Origin of the sequence: Candidatus Acidulodesulfobacterium ferriphilum, from assembly GCA_004195035.1 — a bacterium.
GTDB lineage: Bacteria > SZUA-79 > SZUA-79 > Acidulodesulfobacterales > Acidulodesulfobacteraceae > Acidulodesulfobacterium > Acidulodesulfobacterium ferriphilum.
Window position 1 is genome coordinate 181,710 of sequence record SGBD01000002.1, and the last position, 17,743, is coordinate 199,452.

Annotated in this window: 18 protein-coding genes and 1 riboswitch; all 18 genes read right to left on the bottom strand. The window is 36.5% G+C overall.

The window, feature by feature from the left end:
- Positions 1-60: 60 nt before the first annotated feature.
- The 18 genes from EVJ47_05290 to EVJ47_05375 all read right to left on the bottom strand — a co-directional run bounded on the left by EVJ47_05290 (position 61) and on the right by EVJ47_05375 (position 17,718).
- Positions 61-843 (bottom strand): rRNA pseudouridine synthase, encoded by a 783-nt coding sequence (locus EVJ47_05290; GenBank protein ID RZD14584.1) that lies wholly within the window; start codon positions 841-843, stop codon positions 61-63.
- A complete protein-coding gene (locus tag EVJ47_05295) occupies positions 840-1,619 on the bottom strand; it encodes a thiazole synthase (GenBank protein ID RZD14703.1) in 780 nt (259 codons plus the stop codon). Before EVJ47_05295 ends, EVJ47_05290 begins: the two co-directional genes overlap by 4 nt.
- Positions 1,620-1,751: 132 nt before the next feature.
- On the bottom strand, positions 1,752-1,964 hold the full coding sequence (thiS, locus tag EVJ47_05300; GenBank protein ID RZD14585.1) for a sulfur carrier protein ThiS: 213 nt from the start codon (positions 1,962-1,964) through the stop codon (positions 1,752-1,754).
- Entirely contained in the window at positions 1,936-3,060 is a 1,125-nt protein-coding gene (gene cofH, locus EVJ47_05305) for a 7,8-didemethyl-8-hydroxy-5-deazariboflavin synthase subunit CofH (protein ID RZD14586.1), read from the bottom strand. Before cofH ends, thiS begins: the two co-directional genes overlap by 29 nt.
- 127 nt (positions 3,061-3,187) lie before the next feature.
- A riboswitch (TPP riboswitch) is annotated at positions 3,188-3,336 on the bottom strand.
- 55 nt (positions 3,337-3,391) lie between these two features.
- Positions 3,392-4,150: a DUF4852 domain-containing protein gene (locus EVJ47_05310; GenBank protein ID RZD14587.1), complete on the bottom strand. Its 759-nt coding sequence runs from the start codon at positions 4,148-4,150 to the stop codon at positions 3,392-3,394.
- Positions 4,151-4,345: 195 nt separating this feature from the next.
- On the bottom strand, positions 4,346-4,504 hold the full coding sequence (locus EVJ47_05315; GenBank protein RZD14704.1) for a hypothetical protein: 159 nt from the start codon (positions 4,502-4,504) through the stop codon (positions 4,346-4,348).
- Between the two features lie 191 nt (positions 4,505-4,695).
- A complete protein-coding gene (locus EVJ47_05320) occupies positions 4,696-5,256 on the bottom strand; it encodes a lytic transglycosylase domain-containing protein (GenBank protein RZD14588.1) in 561 nt (186 codons plus the stop codon).
- An 18-nt stretch (positions 5,257-5,274) separates the two neighbouring features.
- Positions 5,275-5,964: a hypothetical protein gene (locus tag EVJ47_05325; GenBank protein RZD14589.1), complete on the bottom strand. Its 690-nt coding sequence runs from the start codon at positions 5,962-5,964 to the stop codon at positions 5,275-5,277.
- A gap of 28 nt (positions 5,965-5,992) precedes the next feature.
- Complete coding sequence (locus EVJ47_05330) at positions 5,993-6,985, bottom strand: hypothetical protein (protein RZD14590.1); 993 nt, start codon at positions 6,983-6,985, stop codon at positions 5,993-5,995.
- A 66-nt stretch (positions 6,986-7,051) separates the two neighbouring features.
- Complete coding sequence (locus EVJ47_05335; GenBank protein RZD14591.1) at positions 7,052-7,390, bottom strand: hypothetical protein; 339 nt, start codon at positions 7,388-7,390, stop codon at positions 7,052-7,054.
- Between the two features lie 30 nt (positions 7,391-7,420).
- Complete coding sequence (locus tag EVJ47_05340; GenBank protein RZD14592.1) at positions 7,421-9,271, bottom strand: hypothetical protein; 1,851 nt, start codon at positions 9,269-9,271, stop codon at positions 7,421-7,423.
- Positions 9,255-10,163 carry a MoxR family ATPase gene (locus EVJ47_05345; protein RZD14593.1) on the bottom strand — a complete coding sequence of 303 codons (909 nt, stop codon included), beginning with the start codon at positions 10,161-10,163 and terminating at the stop codon, positions 9,255-9,257. Before EVJ47_05345 ends, EVJ47_05340 begins: the two co-directional genes overlap by 17 nt.
- Before the next feature lie 22 nt (positions 10,164-10,185).
- The gene (locus EVJ47_05350; GenBank protein RZD14594.1) at positions 10,186-11,400 is read right to left on the bottom strand and encodes a hypothetical protein; all 1,215 of its coding nucleotides are present in this window, start codon (positions 11,398-11,400) and stop codon (positions 10,186-10,188) included.
- A 6-nt stretch (positions 11,401-11,406) separates the two neighbouring features.
- On the bottom strand, positions 11,407-12,069 hold the full coding sequence (locus EVJ47_05355; protein ID RZD14595.1) for a hypothetical protein: 663 nt from the start codon (positions 12,067-12,069) through the stop codon (positions 11,407-11,409).
- A 50-nt stretch (positions 12,070-12,119) separates the two neighbouring features.
- Positions 12,120-13,277: a hypothetical protein gene (locus EVJ47_05360; protein RZD14596.1), complete on the bottom strand. Its 1,158-nt coding sequence runs from the start codon at positions 13,275-13,277 to the stop codon at positions 12,120-12,122.
- A gap of 324 nt (positions 13,278-13,601) precedes the next feature.
- Positions 13,602-14,711, bottom strand: coding sequence for a hypothetical protein (locus tag EVJ47_05365; protein ID RZD14597.1), 1,110 nt, complete (start codon positions 14,709-14,711; stop codon positions 13,602-13,604).
- A 39-nt stretch (positions 14,712-14,750) separates the two neighbouring features.
- The gene (locus tag EVJ47_05370) at positions 14,751-17,387 is read right to left on the bottom strand and encodes a hypothetical protein (protein RZD14598.1); all 2,637 of its coding nucleotides are present in this window, start codon (positions 17,385-17,387) and stop codon (positions 14,751-14,753) included.
- A complete protein-coding gene (locus EVJ47_05375) occupies positions 17,347-17,718 on the bottom strand; it encodes a hypothetical protein (GenBank protein ID RZD14599.1) in 372 nt (123 codons plus the stop codon). The genes EVJ47_05370 and EVJ47_05375 overlap by 41 nt, the downstream gene beginning before the upstream one ends.
- Between the last annotated feature and the right edge of the window lie 25 nt (positions 17,719-17,743).

Below are 17,743 nucleotides of genomic sequence, written 5' to 3' on the forward strand. Positions count from 1 at the left end.
AAGTCATTCCCGCGTATGCGGGAATCCAGAATATAAAATCCTAAATCGGGATTTGGGTAATTACTCGTTAATTTTCTTTTTAAATATCAGCTCGGCAACCTTTTTATTTAATATCCTGTACTGGCCCGACGGTAAATCCCCGATATAAAGTCCTCCGATAGCAACCCTTTTAAGCGTTATGATTTTAAGGTTGAAAAACTCTAAAAGTCTCCTTATCTCCCTATTCTTCCCATGATTTAAATCTATGGATAAAATAAATTTTACAGGTTTTTTACTTATAACTCTGACATTTTGAGGCTTCATTAAGCCTGTTTCTTCAAGATTTATTCCCTTTTTTATCTTTTTTAGAAGTTCATCCGTAAGTTCGCCCTTTACCTCGACTATATAAGATTTAACGACATTAAATTTGGGATGGGTTGCCTTGTATGTAAAATCACCGTCGTTGGTTAGTAAAAGTAAGCCTTCGCTCATAAAATCAAGCCTGCCTACAGGGAATATATGTTTATGGCTTAAAGTCTCCTTTTTAATCAATTCCATTACCGTTTTAAAACCTGACTCGGATTTTACGGCAGTAATATAGCCTTGGGGCTTGTTTAACATTATGTAAACAGGGGGTTCCATTTTATAAACGATTTTTTTTCCGTCAAAGTTTACCTCGTCGCCGGGATTTACAAATGTTGCGAGATTTTTAACGCTTTTACCGTTTATAATAACCCTGCCTTCTTTTATTATACCGTCCGCTTCCCTTCTTGAAACACCTGTTCTTGCGGCAAGAAATTTATTTAATCTTAAATCTTGCGTCAAATCGGATTTTTTTGCGGTTTTAGGCTTTTTTTCTATCAAAATACGATTCCCTCCATTTGCGTTGAGGCTTGCGCATAAAGTTTCATAGGAATGCGGCCGGATAAATACGCAAGCCTGCCCGCTTCTACCCCTTGCTTCATTGCAAGCGCCATTTTTACGGGATTATTCGCCCCGGCTATTGCTGTATTAATAAGAATCCCGTCAACGCCGAGTTCCATCGTCTTGCAGGCATCGGACGCCGTCCCTACCCCCGCATCTACTATGACAGGCACGGAAACCGTTTCTTTTATTATTTTGATATTATAAGGGTTTCTAATTCCTAAACCGGAACCGATAGGCGAAGCAAGCGGCATAACGACCGGACACCCCGCATCCTCGAGTTTTTTAGCCAAAACAGGATCGTCCATCATATACGGCATAACCGTAAAACCCTCTTTTACCAATATTTTTGCGGCCTTAATTAACTCCTCGTTATCGGGATAAAGAGTTTTTGCATCGCCGATGACTTCAAGTTTTACCATGTCTGTCTTAAAAACATCGAGTTCTCTCGTAAGCCTGAGTGTGTTAACGGCATCCTCTGCGGTATAACACCCTGCCGTGTTCGGCAAAAGCGTAAACCTGTCCAGGTCGATATACGACAGCATATTGTCTTTTGCGTTGAAATCAATCCTCCTGACCGCCACCGTTATAATCTCGGCGCCGGAGGCAATCGCGGAGTCTTTCATGGTTTGAAAATCCGGATACTTTCCCGTTCCGACTATGAGCCGCGATTTAAATGTATATTTTCCAATTTTTAAACCGTCATCCTGCGGCATTTCATCATCCTCTTTTATTGCGCTATTCATTTATATACCTCCGTTCTTAATTAAATTGCCGGTATTAACCCGGCATTAGCTTATGCAAATTTAATTTGTTATGTATTCCGATATTTTTTAATATTTTGTATTCTAACCGCCGGGCGCAATAGTTACCAAATCGACTTTATCGTTTTCGTTTAAAAGGAATTCCCTATAACCGCTCTTCGAAACTATTGTTTTGTTTACGGCGACAGCAGTACTTTTTATGTCTAATTTAAGTTCGTCTATCAAATTTTGAACTGTTATGCCGTCCGAAACATCAAATTCTTTACCGTTAATATCTATTTTCATAAGTTTTTTCATAAATGCGATTATATAATGTATCTCTCCTGACGGGAAACTTGCCGGATTTTTTTATCAAACTTATGATTTCGTCTTCAGGTAAATATTCGCCGAATTCCCCTCCTGCGCTTTTGGTGATATTTTCTTCCATTAAAGTCCCGCCAAAATCGTTAACGCCGCATTCAAGAGATTTTAAAGCGGCGAGAATGCCGATTTTAGGCCAGCTTGTCTGAATATTTTTGAAATTATCTAAGTAAAGCCTTAAAATTGCATAAAACCTGAATACTTTATCCTGCATCAGCGCCGAATCTACCCTTTTTCTAAGAGATGTTTTGTATGAAATAAACGGCAATGCAATAAACTCCGTAAACCCGTTTGTTTCGTCCTGAATTTGCCTTATCAAACTCAAATGATAAACTATATCGGGGTTTGACTCGATATGGCCGAAAAGAATAGTAGCTGAGGTTTTAACGCCGCTTTTATGCGCCGCTTTTATAATTTCGACCCAGATATCCGTGTTTATCTTTTCGGGGCAGATCTTGCTTCTTGTTTCTTTCGCCAGAATCTCTGCCGCAGTCCCGGGCATTGAATTAAGCCCCGTATCGGCTAATTTTAAAATAACATCCTCGTAAGATTTATTTGTCGCCTTCGAAAGCTCGTAAATTTCCTGCGGCGAAAATGCGTGAATATGCAAATCGGGAAAATTATCCCTGACGGTCTTAATCAGGCTAAAATAATAATCGGGCTTTAATTCCGGATTTATTCCGCCCGTTACGCATATTTCATCTATGCCTATCTTTTTGCCTTCCGAAATTTTTTCGAGTATTTTATCATAATCGAGCAAAAACGAGTCTTTTGATTTTTTCGTCCTTTTATAGCCGCAAAACCTGCAGTTTAAACCGCATATATTTGTAAAATTTATATTTCTGTTAACGACATAAGAAACCCTATCAAAATTAATTTTTTGGTTTTTTATGCCGGCGATGCGGATAATATCCTGTCCCTTCTCTTTTTCTTCCAATAGGCAAAGAAGTTCCTCGTCATTGATTCTTTCAAAAGATAAAGCCTTTTCAAGTACGGAATTTAATTCAGTCATACATTTATAGCGCATGGTCAAAGACTACGCTTTATTATCAAATTGTTTAATAAAATATTTTAGGAGAATAGCTTAGCGGCAAAGGAAAGAGAAAAACGGCAGTCTTAAACTCCGCCAATGGCGGTTTATACGCTAATAATATCTTAATTTTAACGCTTTCTTGCTTCCCTACGCCGGCATTATCCGTATTCAGGTTCAAAGGGTTGCGAGTTAAAGGCTTGTATGTTATTTAATCTAATCAAACCTGCCGCAACTCGACTCTCAGCCAAATTATTAAAGGCACCCCTATTTAAACATCGGTTAAATCTGTTTGTTTATATCTTACTTATATTTTTTATATATATAGTATAACTTATTTAATAACCCCAATCAAGAAATTCTTATGTTTGTTATTATATACTTTTACGCATGCAACCTTTACGGTTAAAATATCATTTTTCGCCGTTAAAGGAACAAAGTAGTATTCCAAAAAGACAGATTTTTTAATATGCCCAAATGTACCGGTTCTTTTATTGATGAAACTTTCGGCATCATTTTCGGGCATAATTAAAAAATTAAAATCTCCCGCATTTTTATGGACAATGGTTAAATTGTGAAACAGGTAATAGATGTTGCCGTGCTTGATTTTGATAAAATTAATATTCCTGCGGGTTTTCATTCTATTTTCTATAGTCCTGTCAGACCTGTAATATGACAGATAAAACCCGTGCTTTTTAAAATTATAACTGCTGATGTCCGCCCTGATATATTCCTTAAAATATTTTACCGAACTTACAAACTTCATTAACTTTTCTAATTTTTGTTTATCCTCATAAAAAAGTTTTTTCCATAAAAACGGATTGTACCTGTCATGCATATATTGAGCGGGATTGACAATCTTTATGTATGTCGTAATATCGTCTTTATTAACCGGCCGGTTTGCCGCTTTTAGATATAGCGCGTAAATAACCGGATCGGAGGCGTAAACGCCATGGCAGATCCCATTAACGGAACCGGCAAAAGCCCTGCTGCCGAACGCCGTATTCAGAATAGAAATATTCAAAACAACCGTCAAGAATAAAAAAACCGTCCAAAATATCCTTTCCCTCGTTCTGCCGATTTTTTCTTTCATACCCTCATCCCCCTCTTATAATATAATTTAAAAGTATCGTTATCGTAAGGCATAAATTAATTATTTTTAGTTAATTTTAATAAAATAGTCAAACCTTGTCAAATTTCAAATAATTCATGCCCTGCTCCTGCTCTTTCGCCGATAATTTCTCGGGCGGCATATTGCTGCTTTGCAAACTTAAATTGAAAGGTTAAATCATGAAATAAATAATGAATTTTGATTGTTTAAAAACTGTGAAATTCTTTTTTCCGCAAGGTCGATATACTCCTTATTTATATCATAGCCTACATACTTTCTCCCAGACTTTAACGCCGCCAACGCCGCCGTTCCGCTTCCTCTCCTTTTAGAACATATGCGTAATAACCGCTTTGTAAGTTATAAAAAAGTTGTTCTGGCGAGGCAAAGTTTTTCAAAGCCTCCTTGAAAAATTTAATTTCGGCATCATTATTCCATAGCGTCATTATATAAAACCTTTAATGCTATATTAATATAATTTTACGACATTATAACATATTTTTTAAGCAATTTTATTTGTTCTTCATTCTTTAATGTTTCAATAATTTTCTGTAATAATCGTAATATTTATAAACCCGCATTATATATATTTCCGTTTGCCTGTAAGGCGGAATAATAAATTCTCTGCGGTTTTTTGCATATATTATTTTAACAGAGCCTGGACCTGCATTATAGCATGCTAAAGCCGGAACCGGTTTATAGTCGAACATCGTCAGACAATAGCGCAGGTATTTGGCGCCGGCAATTATATTTATCAAAGGATTAAAGGCATTTAAATTCATGGTTTTTGCCGTATTCGGCATAACCTGCATAAGTCCTACAGCCCCTTCAGGGCTTACCGCGTTGATGTTAAAATTGCTTTCCGCCCTTATCACCGCAATAAGAAATAGAGCGGGTATTTTGTATTTATTCGATGCAAACATTATTGTTTTGTCAAATAACTTATAAGAAAATTTATATCCTTTTCGATGAAACCCAAACCCAAAGGAAACATAAGCCCGCGATATACAGTTTAAAAAAATAGTAAACCAAAGCAATGCCGTAAATATCGATTTTTTTTCTAAAAAAAATCTAATTTTAAAATTTTCCATCGGGCGTTTAACGCAGGGTTAAAATTTATAAACTAATTTATCAAGTTTATTATTGCTGCCGTCGTAATAATTTATGTAAGCGGCAAGCCTTATTTTCGATAAGTCCTCCCGCGCCAAAAATATCGTTTCGCAGGTAATTTTCTTTAAACCGCTCAAGGGCGTTTTATATTTCAGATTTGATTTAAAAGGCAATCCTCTGACCCCGCTTTTGGATTTTTTAAATAATTCTATCCGGCAGTTAACCGTTTTATCCGATAAATTTATTATGGAAAAATTTATTAATTCAAAAATTCCTTCTATTTGAACCGATTGAATCGTTAATTCAAATTTTCCATTTTGACTTTTAATTATTTTACCGATGCTTATTTTGTAAATATTCAACATTTTATATTTTTTTAAAGATATGTTTGAATTTGAAATAAATGCGGGATGAAGCAAAGGTTTTAATTTTATGGAATGTTTATTTTGATTTTTTTTATTCTCCCCGCTTAATATATTTTTGATTTCATTACCCGGTATATTGTTTAATTTCAAAGAATCTCTCAAAACCTTTTTTTTCAATTTATCCGCGCCGTTGTAATGCCTTAAGCCAAAACCAGGAGGATTTTGAGCGCACCCGGACAGCAGGCAAATAATTAATATATTACTTAATGAATATATTACTAAGTATTTATATTTATAAAGTTTATTTAATTTAATATATTTCATAGTTTATAATTTTTCCGCCCGTCAGTTTTTAATTATTTAATATATTATCTATCCTCAACTTAATGAGTTTTCCGTTAAGAATGGTATGGATGGATAATTTGAGATTATCTCCCGTTTTAATGTCAGGTTTTTTGAAAATAATCACATTTTTTACGATTTTATAAGGCATGTACTTAGCATTATGCGGAACATGGTTTACAATATATATCACTTTAAAAACATTTGAGTTATAACCGTTGAAAAAACTTCCGCCCTCTTCCCTGTATAGATATATATTCCTGATAAAAAACGGTTTATTGTTATCATTGGTTATCTGATATTCAAGATAATAAATCGATTTTATATGGCTTATAGATATAACGGTCAATGTTATGCCGTCCTTTCCCGCCGTCTTGTTTATCTTTAATCTATTAACCAAAAGTATTAAATTCATAACATCCTTCTTTTCTTTTTTCAGCTTAAGTCCTTTTTCGTTTAATATTGCAAACTTAGATTTATATTTTTGCAGTAAAGCCGTTTTTAATTTATCGATTTTGCTTTCGATGTAATTAGAGGCAAAGACATTTTTTAATGTATTTGCGAGGTTAAGATTGTATGTAACGAGTTTAGCGTTTTTTATTCTTAAAAGTATATTTATAAGGCCGTATTTGGTAAATATTTCGAGATTGCTTGTCGTGCCGGCATCATATGTTATAGGTTTAATAAATATCTGCCTTCCCACGACCTGCTCCGAAAATGCCCCCGTATTGCCCACGGCAACATCCAACGGAATTGCAGGAAGCGTAATTACGCTGACATACCCTAAAGCCGTGTTAAGTTTATATATAACCCCCGATTTTATCTCTAATTTATGTACTGAAGACCTGTTTTTGAAGCTGTATTTTTTAATATTCGAATAACTTGTGGCGTTTGCAATACCGATGCCGCGGGTAGAATAATTTAAAATAAACAATGGAAAAAGCGTTAACGCCGTTAAAAATAAACCTGTGATTTTAGATTTTTTATTCCTGTTTTTAACCATATTTACCCCTTTTTACTATTTTTTCCTTCCGTGAAATCAATTTTTATTTCAAACGGGTTATTAAAATTAATTCCCGTAAGCCCCGTTTCCGTCTCCATCCTTTTCTTTATATTTTTCTAATTTATTATGCATTTTAAGCTTTGAACCCGTAAGCCTTATCTCGAAAATTCGCACATATAGGCTGTGCGCTCCCGCGAAAAACATAAAAAAATTTGCGGCGTAAAGAATTACTACGACCGGATACCGCTTAAAAGAGTAACCGATAAACAGATAAAAAGAATTAACGAGATATTTAAAATCATGATCGGTAAAATAAAAAAGAACAAACAATCCGCTAAAAACAAGAAAAATTAATTCAAAAATATCGAGTTCATAACCGTATCCCGATCCATGCGTGTTTTTCATTTTTTTACCCCACACCTGTTAATTTTACACTCATTGTTCGAAATAACTTTTTAATTTCGGTTTATAAATCGGATGAAGATAAACAATCCCGGGTCCCTTTATCCCGCCTCCTGAATATATCCTGTAAATAGCCTGATTTAATTTTAAACCGGCAAAATCGTTCGTATCGAAAGAAGGCATTTTTTCATATGTCTTAGTCGTACCCTGCGAAATAGTGTTATCTTCGGACAGGAGTCCGCCGACATACGGGTTGAATCTGGCTCCGTCATCCTGCTCCGTTATATTTTCCGTTATTTTTAACTTATATTCCTTGTCGCATATCTTCGAAGCCTTTTCCCTCGAATAGTCGTCGCTTAATGAAAGCCATACGGAAGACCTTATATTGCCGAGCAGCGAATTAAGCCTTTCTTCCGACCCCAGTTTTAATTTTAAAGAACTGTAGCCCTGCGTAAGAACTATGTTTATCGCCTTCGATTGCCTGCATCTTGCAAAAAATTCCGCATCCGATTCTATATCTCCCGATGTTACATAATTTTGATATTCGTCGCATATAAAAACTACCGGCCTTTTAATGTTAATGGCGCTATCCGCCGCCGAGTTATAAACCCTGTTTAAAACCGTCCTGAAATAGTCAAGTTTAAGCATGATGCCGATTGCCTTTCCCGTTAAACCATATTTGGATTCGGGCATTCTTAAGATGACTATTCTCCCGCTGTTTATCACATCCTGAAAGCCGGGAAAATTGAGTTTTTCTTCCGGCGGGCAGAATGTTTCCTTATACAGCGGTTTTATAAAATCGGAACAAACCCTCATGGATTCGCTTTTTATTATCGCCTTTGTCCTTTCGTCGAGTCCGCGAAAATCTCCGCCCGTAAAATATGCCGCGGCAAGCCTTATTTCGTCTAAGGCGTTATAATCGTCATAATTTTCATAATAACCCCCGGCATTATCTTCGTTATCATCCTTTTCAGCCCTGCCGTTGTTTGAGCGCTTTTCTTTTGCGTTTATCAAATTGCCGGCATATTCGAGCATGTCTTTTAATTTTATTTCGTCCGCAATAATCTCATATATATCGCTCAATGTTACATAACCAAAGCACGATCTTATTAAGCCGATAGAGTTTGCAAGCAGGTTAATAGATTTATCTTTCCAATAGCTGTCCTGTCTTCCGTCGTTTGAATTCATATTTTCTATAACCGAATACAGCCTTTCGGCAATAACTTTAGCGTCCAGCCGCGGATAATGTACAGGATTAAAATAACAGCCGGAACCCGGCTCGATTACAATAATATCCCTTTGCCTGCCGTTCCTTTCGAGAATTCTTACCGCTTCCTTCCAAAAGTCTCCTTTTACATCGAGTATAAGCCCGCCGATTCTTTCGTCTTCCACCCATTTTTTGCAATTTGCCAGCTGGTCGAAATACGGATATGCGCAGGCGGTTGTTTTACCCGTTCCAGTTGCCCCGAAAATAATCAGCCCGGTATAAAGACCGTTTTTATCCATAATAAGCCAGTCGGGCTTTTCTTTTCTGCTTCCGTCTCTATTATGAATTTCCCCTATCACAAGTTTGAAATCACCTTCTTCCGGCCATGCCGGTTCAAATTTTTTTGAAAATTTTTTAACATTTTTATTTCTATTTTCCGGCTTGAGATATAAATATTTGTTATAAAGCATATTCGAAAATGTATAAGCCGAGATAAACCATGTTGTTACCGGCGTTAAAATAAAAAAGAGCCTGACATATTTAAAATAATCAAAATAATAAACTATGCTTTTGTCCGAAAAAAAAATTGAAATTATGAAAATATAAAACAGCTCAAATCCCCATATTAAAAGGGATACGCCAATTTTTACAATCAATCCGCTATTGTTTTTCTTCAAATCGCTGCGCCGTTACCCTTTTAATAATATTTTTTACCGCCCTGATATCCGAATAATATGTCCACAAAGAAGATTCCAGAATCTTAATGTCTTCGGTCTTAACAAAATCTCTCCCGTTTAAAAAGGCATTAACCTTTATTATTCTAACCACTTCTTTCCACCGCCTGTCAGAAACGATAACCTGTTTGTTTTTTAGCTCTTCCCTTATTTCATATAAGACATTAAAAATTTCATCCGAAAAATAGACGCTGCAGGAGGCATGAGTTAAAAGATTTATATCGTCAAGGTTTAACTTTATATTTTGAAAATTGTAATCGCCTTGTATTTCCAGTAATTTCTTAAAATTGCCCTTTTCATTTATCGGCAGTATTTCCTTGCGAAATAAAAACCTGTCATAGAGCGGTAAAAGATTTGAATTTGATGATTTATCGGGCTTTTCGTTCGAGGTTGCAAAAAGGCTTATTAAAGGAATTTTACGCGGTTCGGGCGCATATATTATTCTTTCGTTCATAATGGCAAGAAGCGAGTTTAGCGTGGAATGCGGCCCCTTAAAAAATTCGTCTATCAAGGCTATATCACAGTTGTCGATGCCTCTTTTATTTTTAGTATTTTTAGATAAAAGATCATTTACATCCGCCGCCGGCGTCATCTGAAAATCGAACAGCTTAAGGCCGCGCACATGTTTTGCCAGCGCTTTTAATATCGCGGTTTTGGCAAGCCCCGGCTCCCCTATCAATATCGAATGTTTTTTCGATATAATAGCCGATATAATAATATCTACCGCCTCCTTTCTTTCTAAAAACTGCGAATTAAGGCAGTTTTTAATTCCGTCAAGCTTTTTCATAATTAGTTCTATTTTCCCGTTATTATTGCCCGTCCCGTCCTGTATCAATTGCTCCGCCTCCGCCAATTTTTTATTTTATATATGCAGGCTTAAGAAACATTATCTTTATCGGCGTATCTTTCGGGAGCGTTATACTGATGTTTTGATTTGAATTAGCATAGTTATTTATCCCGTTTTGAGCCTGATTCAGCTCATTTTGAGCCACGTTTTCCCTTATCTGATTTTGAAATGTATAAGGGTTTGAGGAATTTATTCCCGAACCTCCTCCTATAAAAATAGATGCCGCAGAGGCAATACCCTGCGCCGCCGATGCAAGAATATTTCCGGCGTAACGATAATGCACATCCCCCTTTATTCCCCCTGAGCCGTCCGGCATCATTGCAGCGGCATCTATATCGACCCTGTGTCCGCTTTTTTTAATAATTTCATTAAACAAAATATTCAGCCTGTTCAACGAATGTTTAACGCTTACCGTTCCAAAGAATTCATCCCCTTTTTCCAATGCCGCCTTCCCCTGATAATAGAAGGTGTTTGACAATATTGCTATAATCGGAACTTCCGTATTATAGGAAAATACCTTGTATTTTATGTAGGCGCTTACGACCGTTCCCTGCGGGATAACAACGCTTTTATTACGGCTGTTATTATCACTGTTTTGTTTTGACGGCGCGGGCTTATAATCCGCCGCTTTAACGGAATGCCCGCCTTCGTTTATTCCTCTTTCCCTCTCTAAAATGCCTTTACCGTAGCTTGCCTTAATAAAAACAATCATCTTTTTGTTTATTTGAGGCATAGTGCGAAGCGTATTTTGATATGCGCTATTTTGCCTGTAAATGCCGTTATTCTTTGAATTTTTATTGAATTTAATATTCCCGTTTAGCTTTTTCATTTCTTTATTAAATTTAGCATTAAACTTAGCCGGCTTTTCCGGCGTAGCCGTTTTACCGCCCTTTCCTCCGGCATAATTAAAAACGGATGGAGAAAATCTTTTTTCGTCTTTTATCGTTTTATTTTTATAAAGGTTAAGAATCCGTTTCTTATCTTTGCTTATATTTTTGCCTGATTTATGAAAAAATAAAAATTTTAGCGCTAAAATTATAGCTATCAAAAAAACTACGGCAACAAGCGGAAGTTTAAAAAATTTTAAAAAATCTTTATTTGAAAACTTATTCTTTTCCGCTATGCCTGAATTGTAAATATCCGGCGCAGCAGGGTCGGTTTGCTCCAAATCTTCTTCTCTTACGACATGGGGATTATTTTTATCTATTTTATTTATTTTATCCATGCAGGATCAGGCGCCTCCCAGTTTTAAACTGCTGAAATAAACTACTTCCAGTCCAAAAGGATATTGCACGCTTCTTTTTACCCTTTTAAGTATTAATTTATCTTCGTATGCCGCATTGTTTTTAATATTAGAATCGTTATCGGAAATAACCGTCCTGACGATATAAAGTTTTAACTCGTCATGATTAACCGTCTGCCTTATTAGCTTTATCTTTTTAAATTTGATTACGGATGTGATGCCTGCTTTTTCCATTTTTTGAATAAAGCCGTTTTTCACAATCATTTTAAGGGTTTTTTCTCCATAGCCGGGCGACATCTTATTTAACGCTCTCGAAAGTTCGGTTTTTATCATTAATGAATTAAAACCCGTAAATTCCTTTATAAAGCTTTTGGAAAAATATACTATTTCACCCATGCCGACTCTGTTATTAAAGGGTAAATTTCTTAAAACCCTTGCATTTCCGGTGCTGTTAACCCTGATGACTATCGGAACCCTATTTATTTTATATGTGTAAAAAGATGTAAAAAGCGCAGCTATTAAAATTAAAGACATTAGAAGTATTACAACCTTAAGCGCGGCGTTTTGAGATTCCAGATCGCCCCAAATCTCATAGAAAAGCCTGCTATTTCTCTTTTTGATATCGTCTTTTGAATTTAAAAGATTTCCCATATCGCCCTATTTTAATAATTATTTTAAAATTTCTAAATTATCCGGGCTTATCATCTAATTCTAAAATTTCCCGTTTTAACGGCTATACTTTTAAACGGTTTTGATATTGCTTGAATTCTTTCATGCGCGTCATTGCTTATACCCTCGAATAATTTTCCTATAAAATACGGAACGGTAACATTGATAAGAATCATTACGATAAAAATAGTTACGGCCTCGGCAAATGTAAAAACTCCGAGTATATTACCCATTCCGGTTTCGGAAGACGGAATATTAATCGATACGATTTTTCCTAATACGGTAAAAAATATAAGCTGTTCCAATGCAACCATAACTCCCCAAAATGAAATTTCGATAAACATTTTCATCCATTTTCCAAAGATACCTCTTGTGTACGGTATGGTTTCAAACCCGAGAATAATCGGGCATATGGAAAATAATAACCCCAGAAGTATCAGCTGAACGAATGCCATAATCAACTGTATAATTAAATAAAAAAGATTAAATAAAAACCACAATATTCCCATAAGTATAGTTCCAGTTATTGCGTGAACCGCGCCTGCAAACCACGACACCGGGTTTAAATTCCAGCCGCTCTTAGCGGAAGCGGTTCCATTCGACGATACGGTTGGGATCGATACATTGTGAAGACTGCCCGAAATGGAAGAAACGATTTGCGAAACCGATTCGCCTATGTTATATACATTTTGTTTTAAAAGATAAATCTGGAGCCTGTCCGCAAGGGTTAAAATTATCTGGGCAAAGTTTGAAAAACCGGTCTGTTTCCATGACAAAAAGGCTGCGGCGATAAGTCCCGTTCTTAAAAACAAGCCGTAATAACTGAAAGACTTATCCGTTAACTCCGACCTGTAGCCTTCAAAAAAGGACAGCACAATCCCCAGAGCAAACAGAAAATAAAACATGTAAGACATAAAACTGCTCATTGTAGAATTACTGTCAAGCGCCGGCGGGATAGAATCTATCGAAAGTATGTTAAAGTCCTGTCCGTTGCTCAGTTTAGATATGGATAGGGACGATTCATTTATATCCGAACCTGCGCTTGCGGAATTTACGCTGCCCGTTGACGGTGTCGGCACGGGAGCCGGCGCGGCCATCGCAAGCCCTGCCTTGTATAAAACAAAATTAGTAACGATAATTACAGAGATTATAACCGTCAAATATGATAAAATCTTCCCCATTCTATTCATTCTATTCTCCTGCGCATCCCGTGTTTATGTGTTTAATTGGGCATACATTAATTAAAAAAATTCCCGAAAATATCCCTCTAACCCCGCAACCATCGGAACAATATAGCATAAGATAAGAATGGTGAGGCTAAGCCTGATATAACTCTAAATTGCCGATAGAAATTTATTTTTCTGGATTCCCGCTTTCGCGGGAATGACTTTGAGGGATTTTAAAAGTTCACCCGTTGGGTGTCATTCCCGCGAAAGCGGGAATCCAGTGTTCTTAATGCATTGCAATATGTTTAACAATCTCTATCGGCAATTTTTGGATATAAACGGTAATAATCACAGCGTCGTTTTGTTATAAAAATTCATACCGGGAATATTATTGCTTTGAGGTAAAATAATTGCCCCTACATGCTCTTTTTTAATCTCGCTTGCCGATTTGGACAATTCCATCTGTTTTAACTGGCTCTCGATATATCCGAGGTTTTTTAAATTTGCGGCGTCTTCCTCCGCTATTAAGGTTAAAACTGAACTCTGATACGAGTAATAATTACTGCTGTTATTTAATGCCCCGCTTGTTATTTCATTCATGAATCCATCCCCTTCAAGCTCTGCTTTGTGAGCCCTTGCGGCAGAAACGCCCGCATTATAAAGATTTGAAGATGCCGCATCAATCACAAATCCGTTTACCGGATCAGTGCATCCAGCCGTGTAATTTCCTTTACCGTCAAAATAATAGCCGTTGTCGTAGGAAGCGCAATTTACCGCCGGATTAATGTTTCCGCTGTTTCCGTCGGCATTATAAACAGCTCCGCCTGTAAACTGCCGCGATTCGTTTTTAAGACTGCTTCTATTTAATACTCCCGTGCCGGGCATAGAAGCGCCGGAAATAAAATCCTGAGGGCTATAGGAACCGCTTTCGTTATTAAGATTTTGAAATTCCGACTCTTCTATATTAATATCGGAAACCAGATTTTGGGGCGAAGAGGCATAAACATCGCTTTGCGTTAACTCCTGCGGAATCCGGGCAAAAGCATTATTTATTTGATTGTTCAAATTATTAACATTATTTACGGCATTTTCGACCGAATTAACCAAATGCCCCAATTTATCATAATTAATTATGATATTTTGATACTGCTCCTGCATTTTTGACACATCCGCCGTCAACTTATCTGCGGTTGCCATTGCCTCTGACAGGCCGGGCCCCGGATTAAAAAGCGGTCCGCCGGAGGCTCCGGGGGCATAACCGAGCGTTCCCGCAAGACCCTGCAAAGCCGAAAAAGCGCCGCCTGCCGAAGTCTCGACGGACTGAATCTGGGCGGAAACAGCGCCGATGTCCGGCAGCGGAAGCCCTATTCCGTAAGCCACCCCTAAGTATAAGGTCGTAGCCGTTATGAAAGGAATTAAAACTTTTGAATAAAAAACATATTTTTTATTTTTTTGCATAATTTGCTTTTACTGTGTTAACCTTGTTAAATTTGTAAATTATTGCCGAATTTCCGCCTTCTTAGCAGGGGACAGATTTAAATCTGTCCCCTTTGCATTTTTATCGTCAACCCTTATTCCGTAAGGGCCGTTTGGATAACTTTCTGCCAGTATATAAAGTCTTTCTTTTAGGGATTTATCGGGATATGCTGCCATGATTTGCCGTTCTATCTCTTCATCGTCGGAGGATTTACAGCACAGCCAGTATTCGAAAGGATCAGGCTTATTCCTGATTACGGCCGAATCATGCCCGAATTTTAAAAAATATTCGGCATAATGCCCCTTTACGACCTTAAGATTTTTTACAATTTCTATCTCTTTTTCATTGAGTCCGCAAAATTTTAAATCGTTCCCATCCACATCGCCGTCCAATTGGCAAAATATTTTAACGGTGGAATTTTCTATTATACTTTTACCGACATTTCCCGCTTTTAAAATGTCCCCAGGCTCCTGGGTTACGCTCCACACCATAGACCCCCATTTGGCCGATGTCTTATAAAGATGCATTATAAGCTCCGCTATTTTAGGGTCATTCATAAATTCCCAGCATTCGTCGTAAAAGAAAAAAACCTTAGCCGATTTGTCGTACATTTTTTTAAACGAAATATTTTTTATTATCGCAAATACCACTTTTTGCAGGTCTTCATGCCCTTTTAATTTTTGCAAATCGAATATAATTATCTTTTTACCGGCATCTATTCCCCCCTTCCTGTTTAAAATTATGCTGTAGGGCGAAGATATATCTGTCCATTGAAATAGATTTTTCCCCATTTCCATTGCTCTTTTTTTATCCTCTATGTCTCTTCCTTCGTTGTAATCGAATAACACGTTATTAATGTCCGAAATTACCGGCATATCGCCGTCATCGTTTATTCTGTCGTATGACGCCTGAATCGCCCTTGCTATAATAGTTTTATCGTTGGGCGATAAATTTCTCTCAGGTTCGACCATTAAACCGATTATACCCGTTAAAAATATCATAATGTCCGGGTCAAAAACTTCCTCGTTATTTACAATTTTAATTATATGCCGCTTTGGCGGAAATGGATTTAAACAATATGTTCCGTCCAAATCCAGCTCGATGTATTCCCCGTTAAATATTCTGCAAAACTTGCTATATGTTCCTCCTATGTCAACCCCTACAATATGGTAATTTTCTCCCGACATATAAAAGTTAGTTAAAAATCCATTAAGCATAAATCCCTTTCCGCTCCTTGTTTTACCAAAGACGATTCCGTGTTTTGCAGGCAGTGCGTTGTTGCATAAATCGATGCTTACGGCTTCCCCGCTTGTGTTAATTAGCGGTATTGCGCAGGTTTTTGTTCCGCCGAAACTCTTATGCAAGGGGAAAAAGGCGGAAACGGCAGGCGAAATAGATGTTTTAAACCGCCGGTTAAAGCGCGTTTGGGAGGGAAGGAACGATAAAAATAGATTATGGTGTTCCATGTCATCCGTAATTCCTTCCATTCCGTTAAAATCTTTAAATGCTTCCAAAATTTTTATAGCCCTCGAATCCAGATCGGAGGCAGTTTTAGATTTAAGCCTAACACACAAGGATATATTGACAGCCTTCTTTTGCATTTTCGAAACGGATTTAAGAAAATCGTCCAATTGCGCCGTAATGCCGCCGCCTTTATAATCTATATATCCTCCGCCGACGGCCTCGGTCAAGCTTGCTTTAATATTTCTATCGGATTGAATTTTATTAATCGTCTTTTCCTGGTCCGGTATGTTAAAGGCAATCTGGATATCGTACGGAAAAAAGTCAAGGATACCTGAATTTTCGATATTTAACAAAGGGGTTATGCCGTAAGCATCTATTTTACTTGGTAATCTATGCATATTTATAAACTTATAATAATAACCGTCTATATAAAAATAATCCCTTTTTATTTCACCGCAAGAATACATTAATTGGCTCCTGAATGTGAATTCGCGGGACATATTTTCCCATTTTGGGGGACCTACGAAAATAGACCTTTCAGGATTTAATTCTTTATAGTAATAATCGGTTAATTCCTGATTATTCATTCTTTTTAGTCCGATATTCAGCCTCGAAGCCAAAAAACTTAAATTATTTTCCACATTATCCAATTTTTTACGGACGGCATCGAAATCATTTTTAGCGTTAAGCCTTGAATTAGAATTATTAATATCTCCAATCGTTATTTTGAATAAACTTGAATTAAAATTGATAAAATTCGATAAAAACCCGTCTTTTCCCGATAACTCCAAATTTGTATTATTTATTGTGCAAAAAAGATATATTTTAATATTTTTTATGCTTTTCGCCCTGAGAACCTTAAGTTTATTTTCTTTAATATATTCATAATCTTTTGGCGGAATAGAAGATATTTGATAATTCGATATAAATTCATCATTTCTGTCGTCTATTTTATAAATCCACTGCAAGCCGATATTTTCATCCAAAAGATTTAGAAGAAGGTCGTTAACATATGCCGTATCGTTGATTATCTCATCTTTGGAAAGAATATAATCAAACCCTTTAACTATAAAACCGACAGTAAAAGAACCGTCAATACCGATAATGATATTCTCATAAATCGTTAAAAGATTAAGATAATTATTAAACGATTCATTTTGATTCCTTCTTTTTAATACGGATTTGAGCATCATTTTTATCTTTATAAATTAAATAAATTAAATTTAAAAAAGGGGCATCTAATTTATCGCTCCCCGGTTCCAAAATAAATAGCTCCTTTTTAATTAATATAAACGACAAAAGCGAACTTGTATAAAAATCTGGTTTGCCGTTTTTATACTTTCTTAAAAAAATTAAGATAAGCATATCGATTAATATTGCAAGAATAATAAACTCTTTAAATGCAAGAATCAGTATCATCGTAATAAAAATAAATAGTCCCCAATCGTATATTTCCAAGCCAAACCTTGTAACCCTGTCGTGAATTCCCCTGTGAATTTTAAATCTTGTATAACCTGTTTTCATATACCCCTCGCGGCAACATTACTTA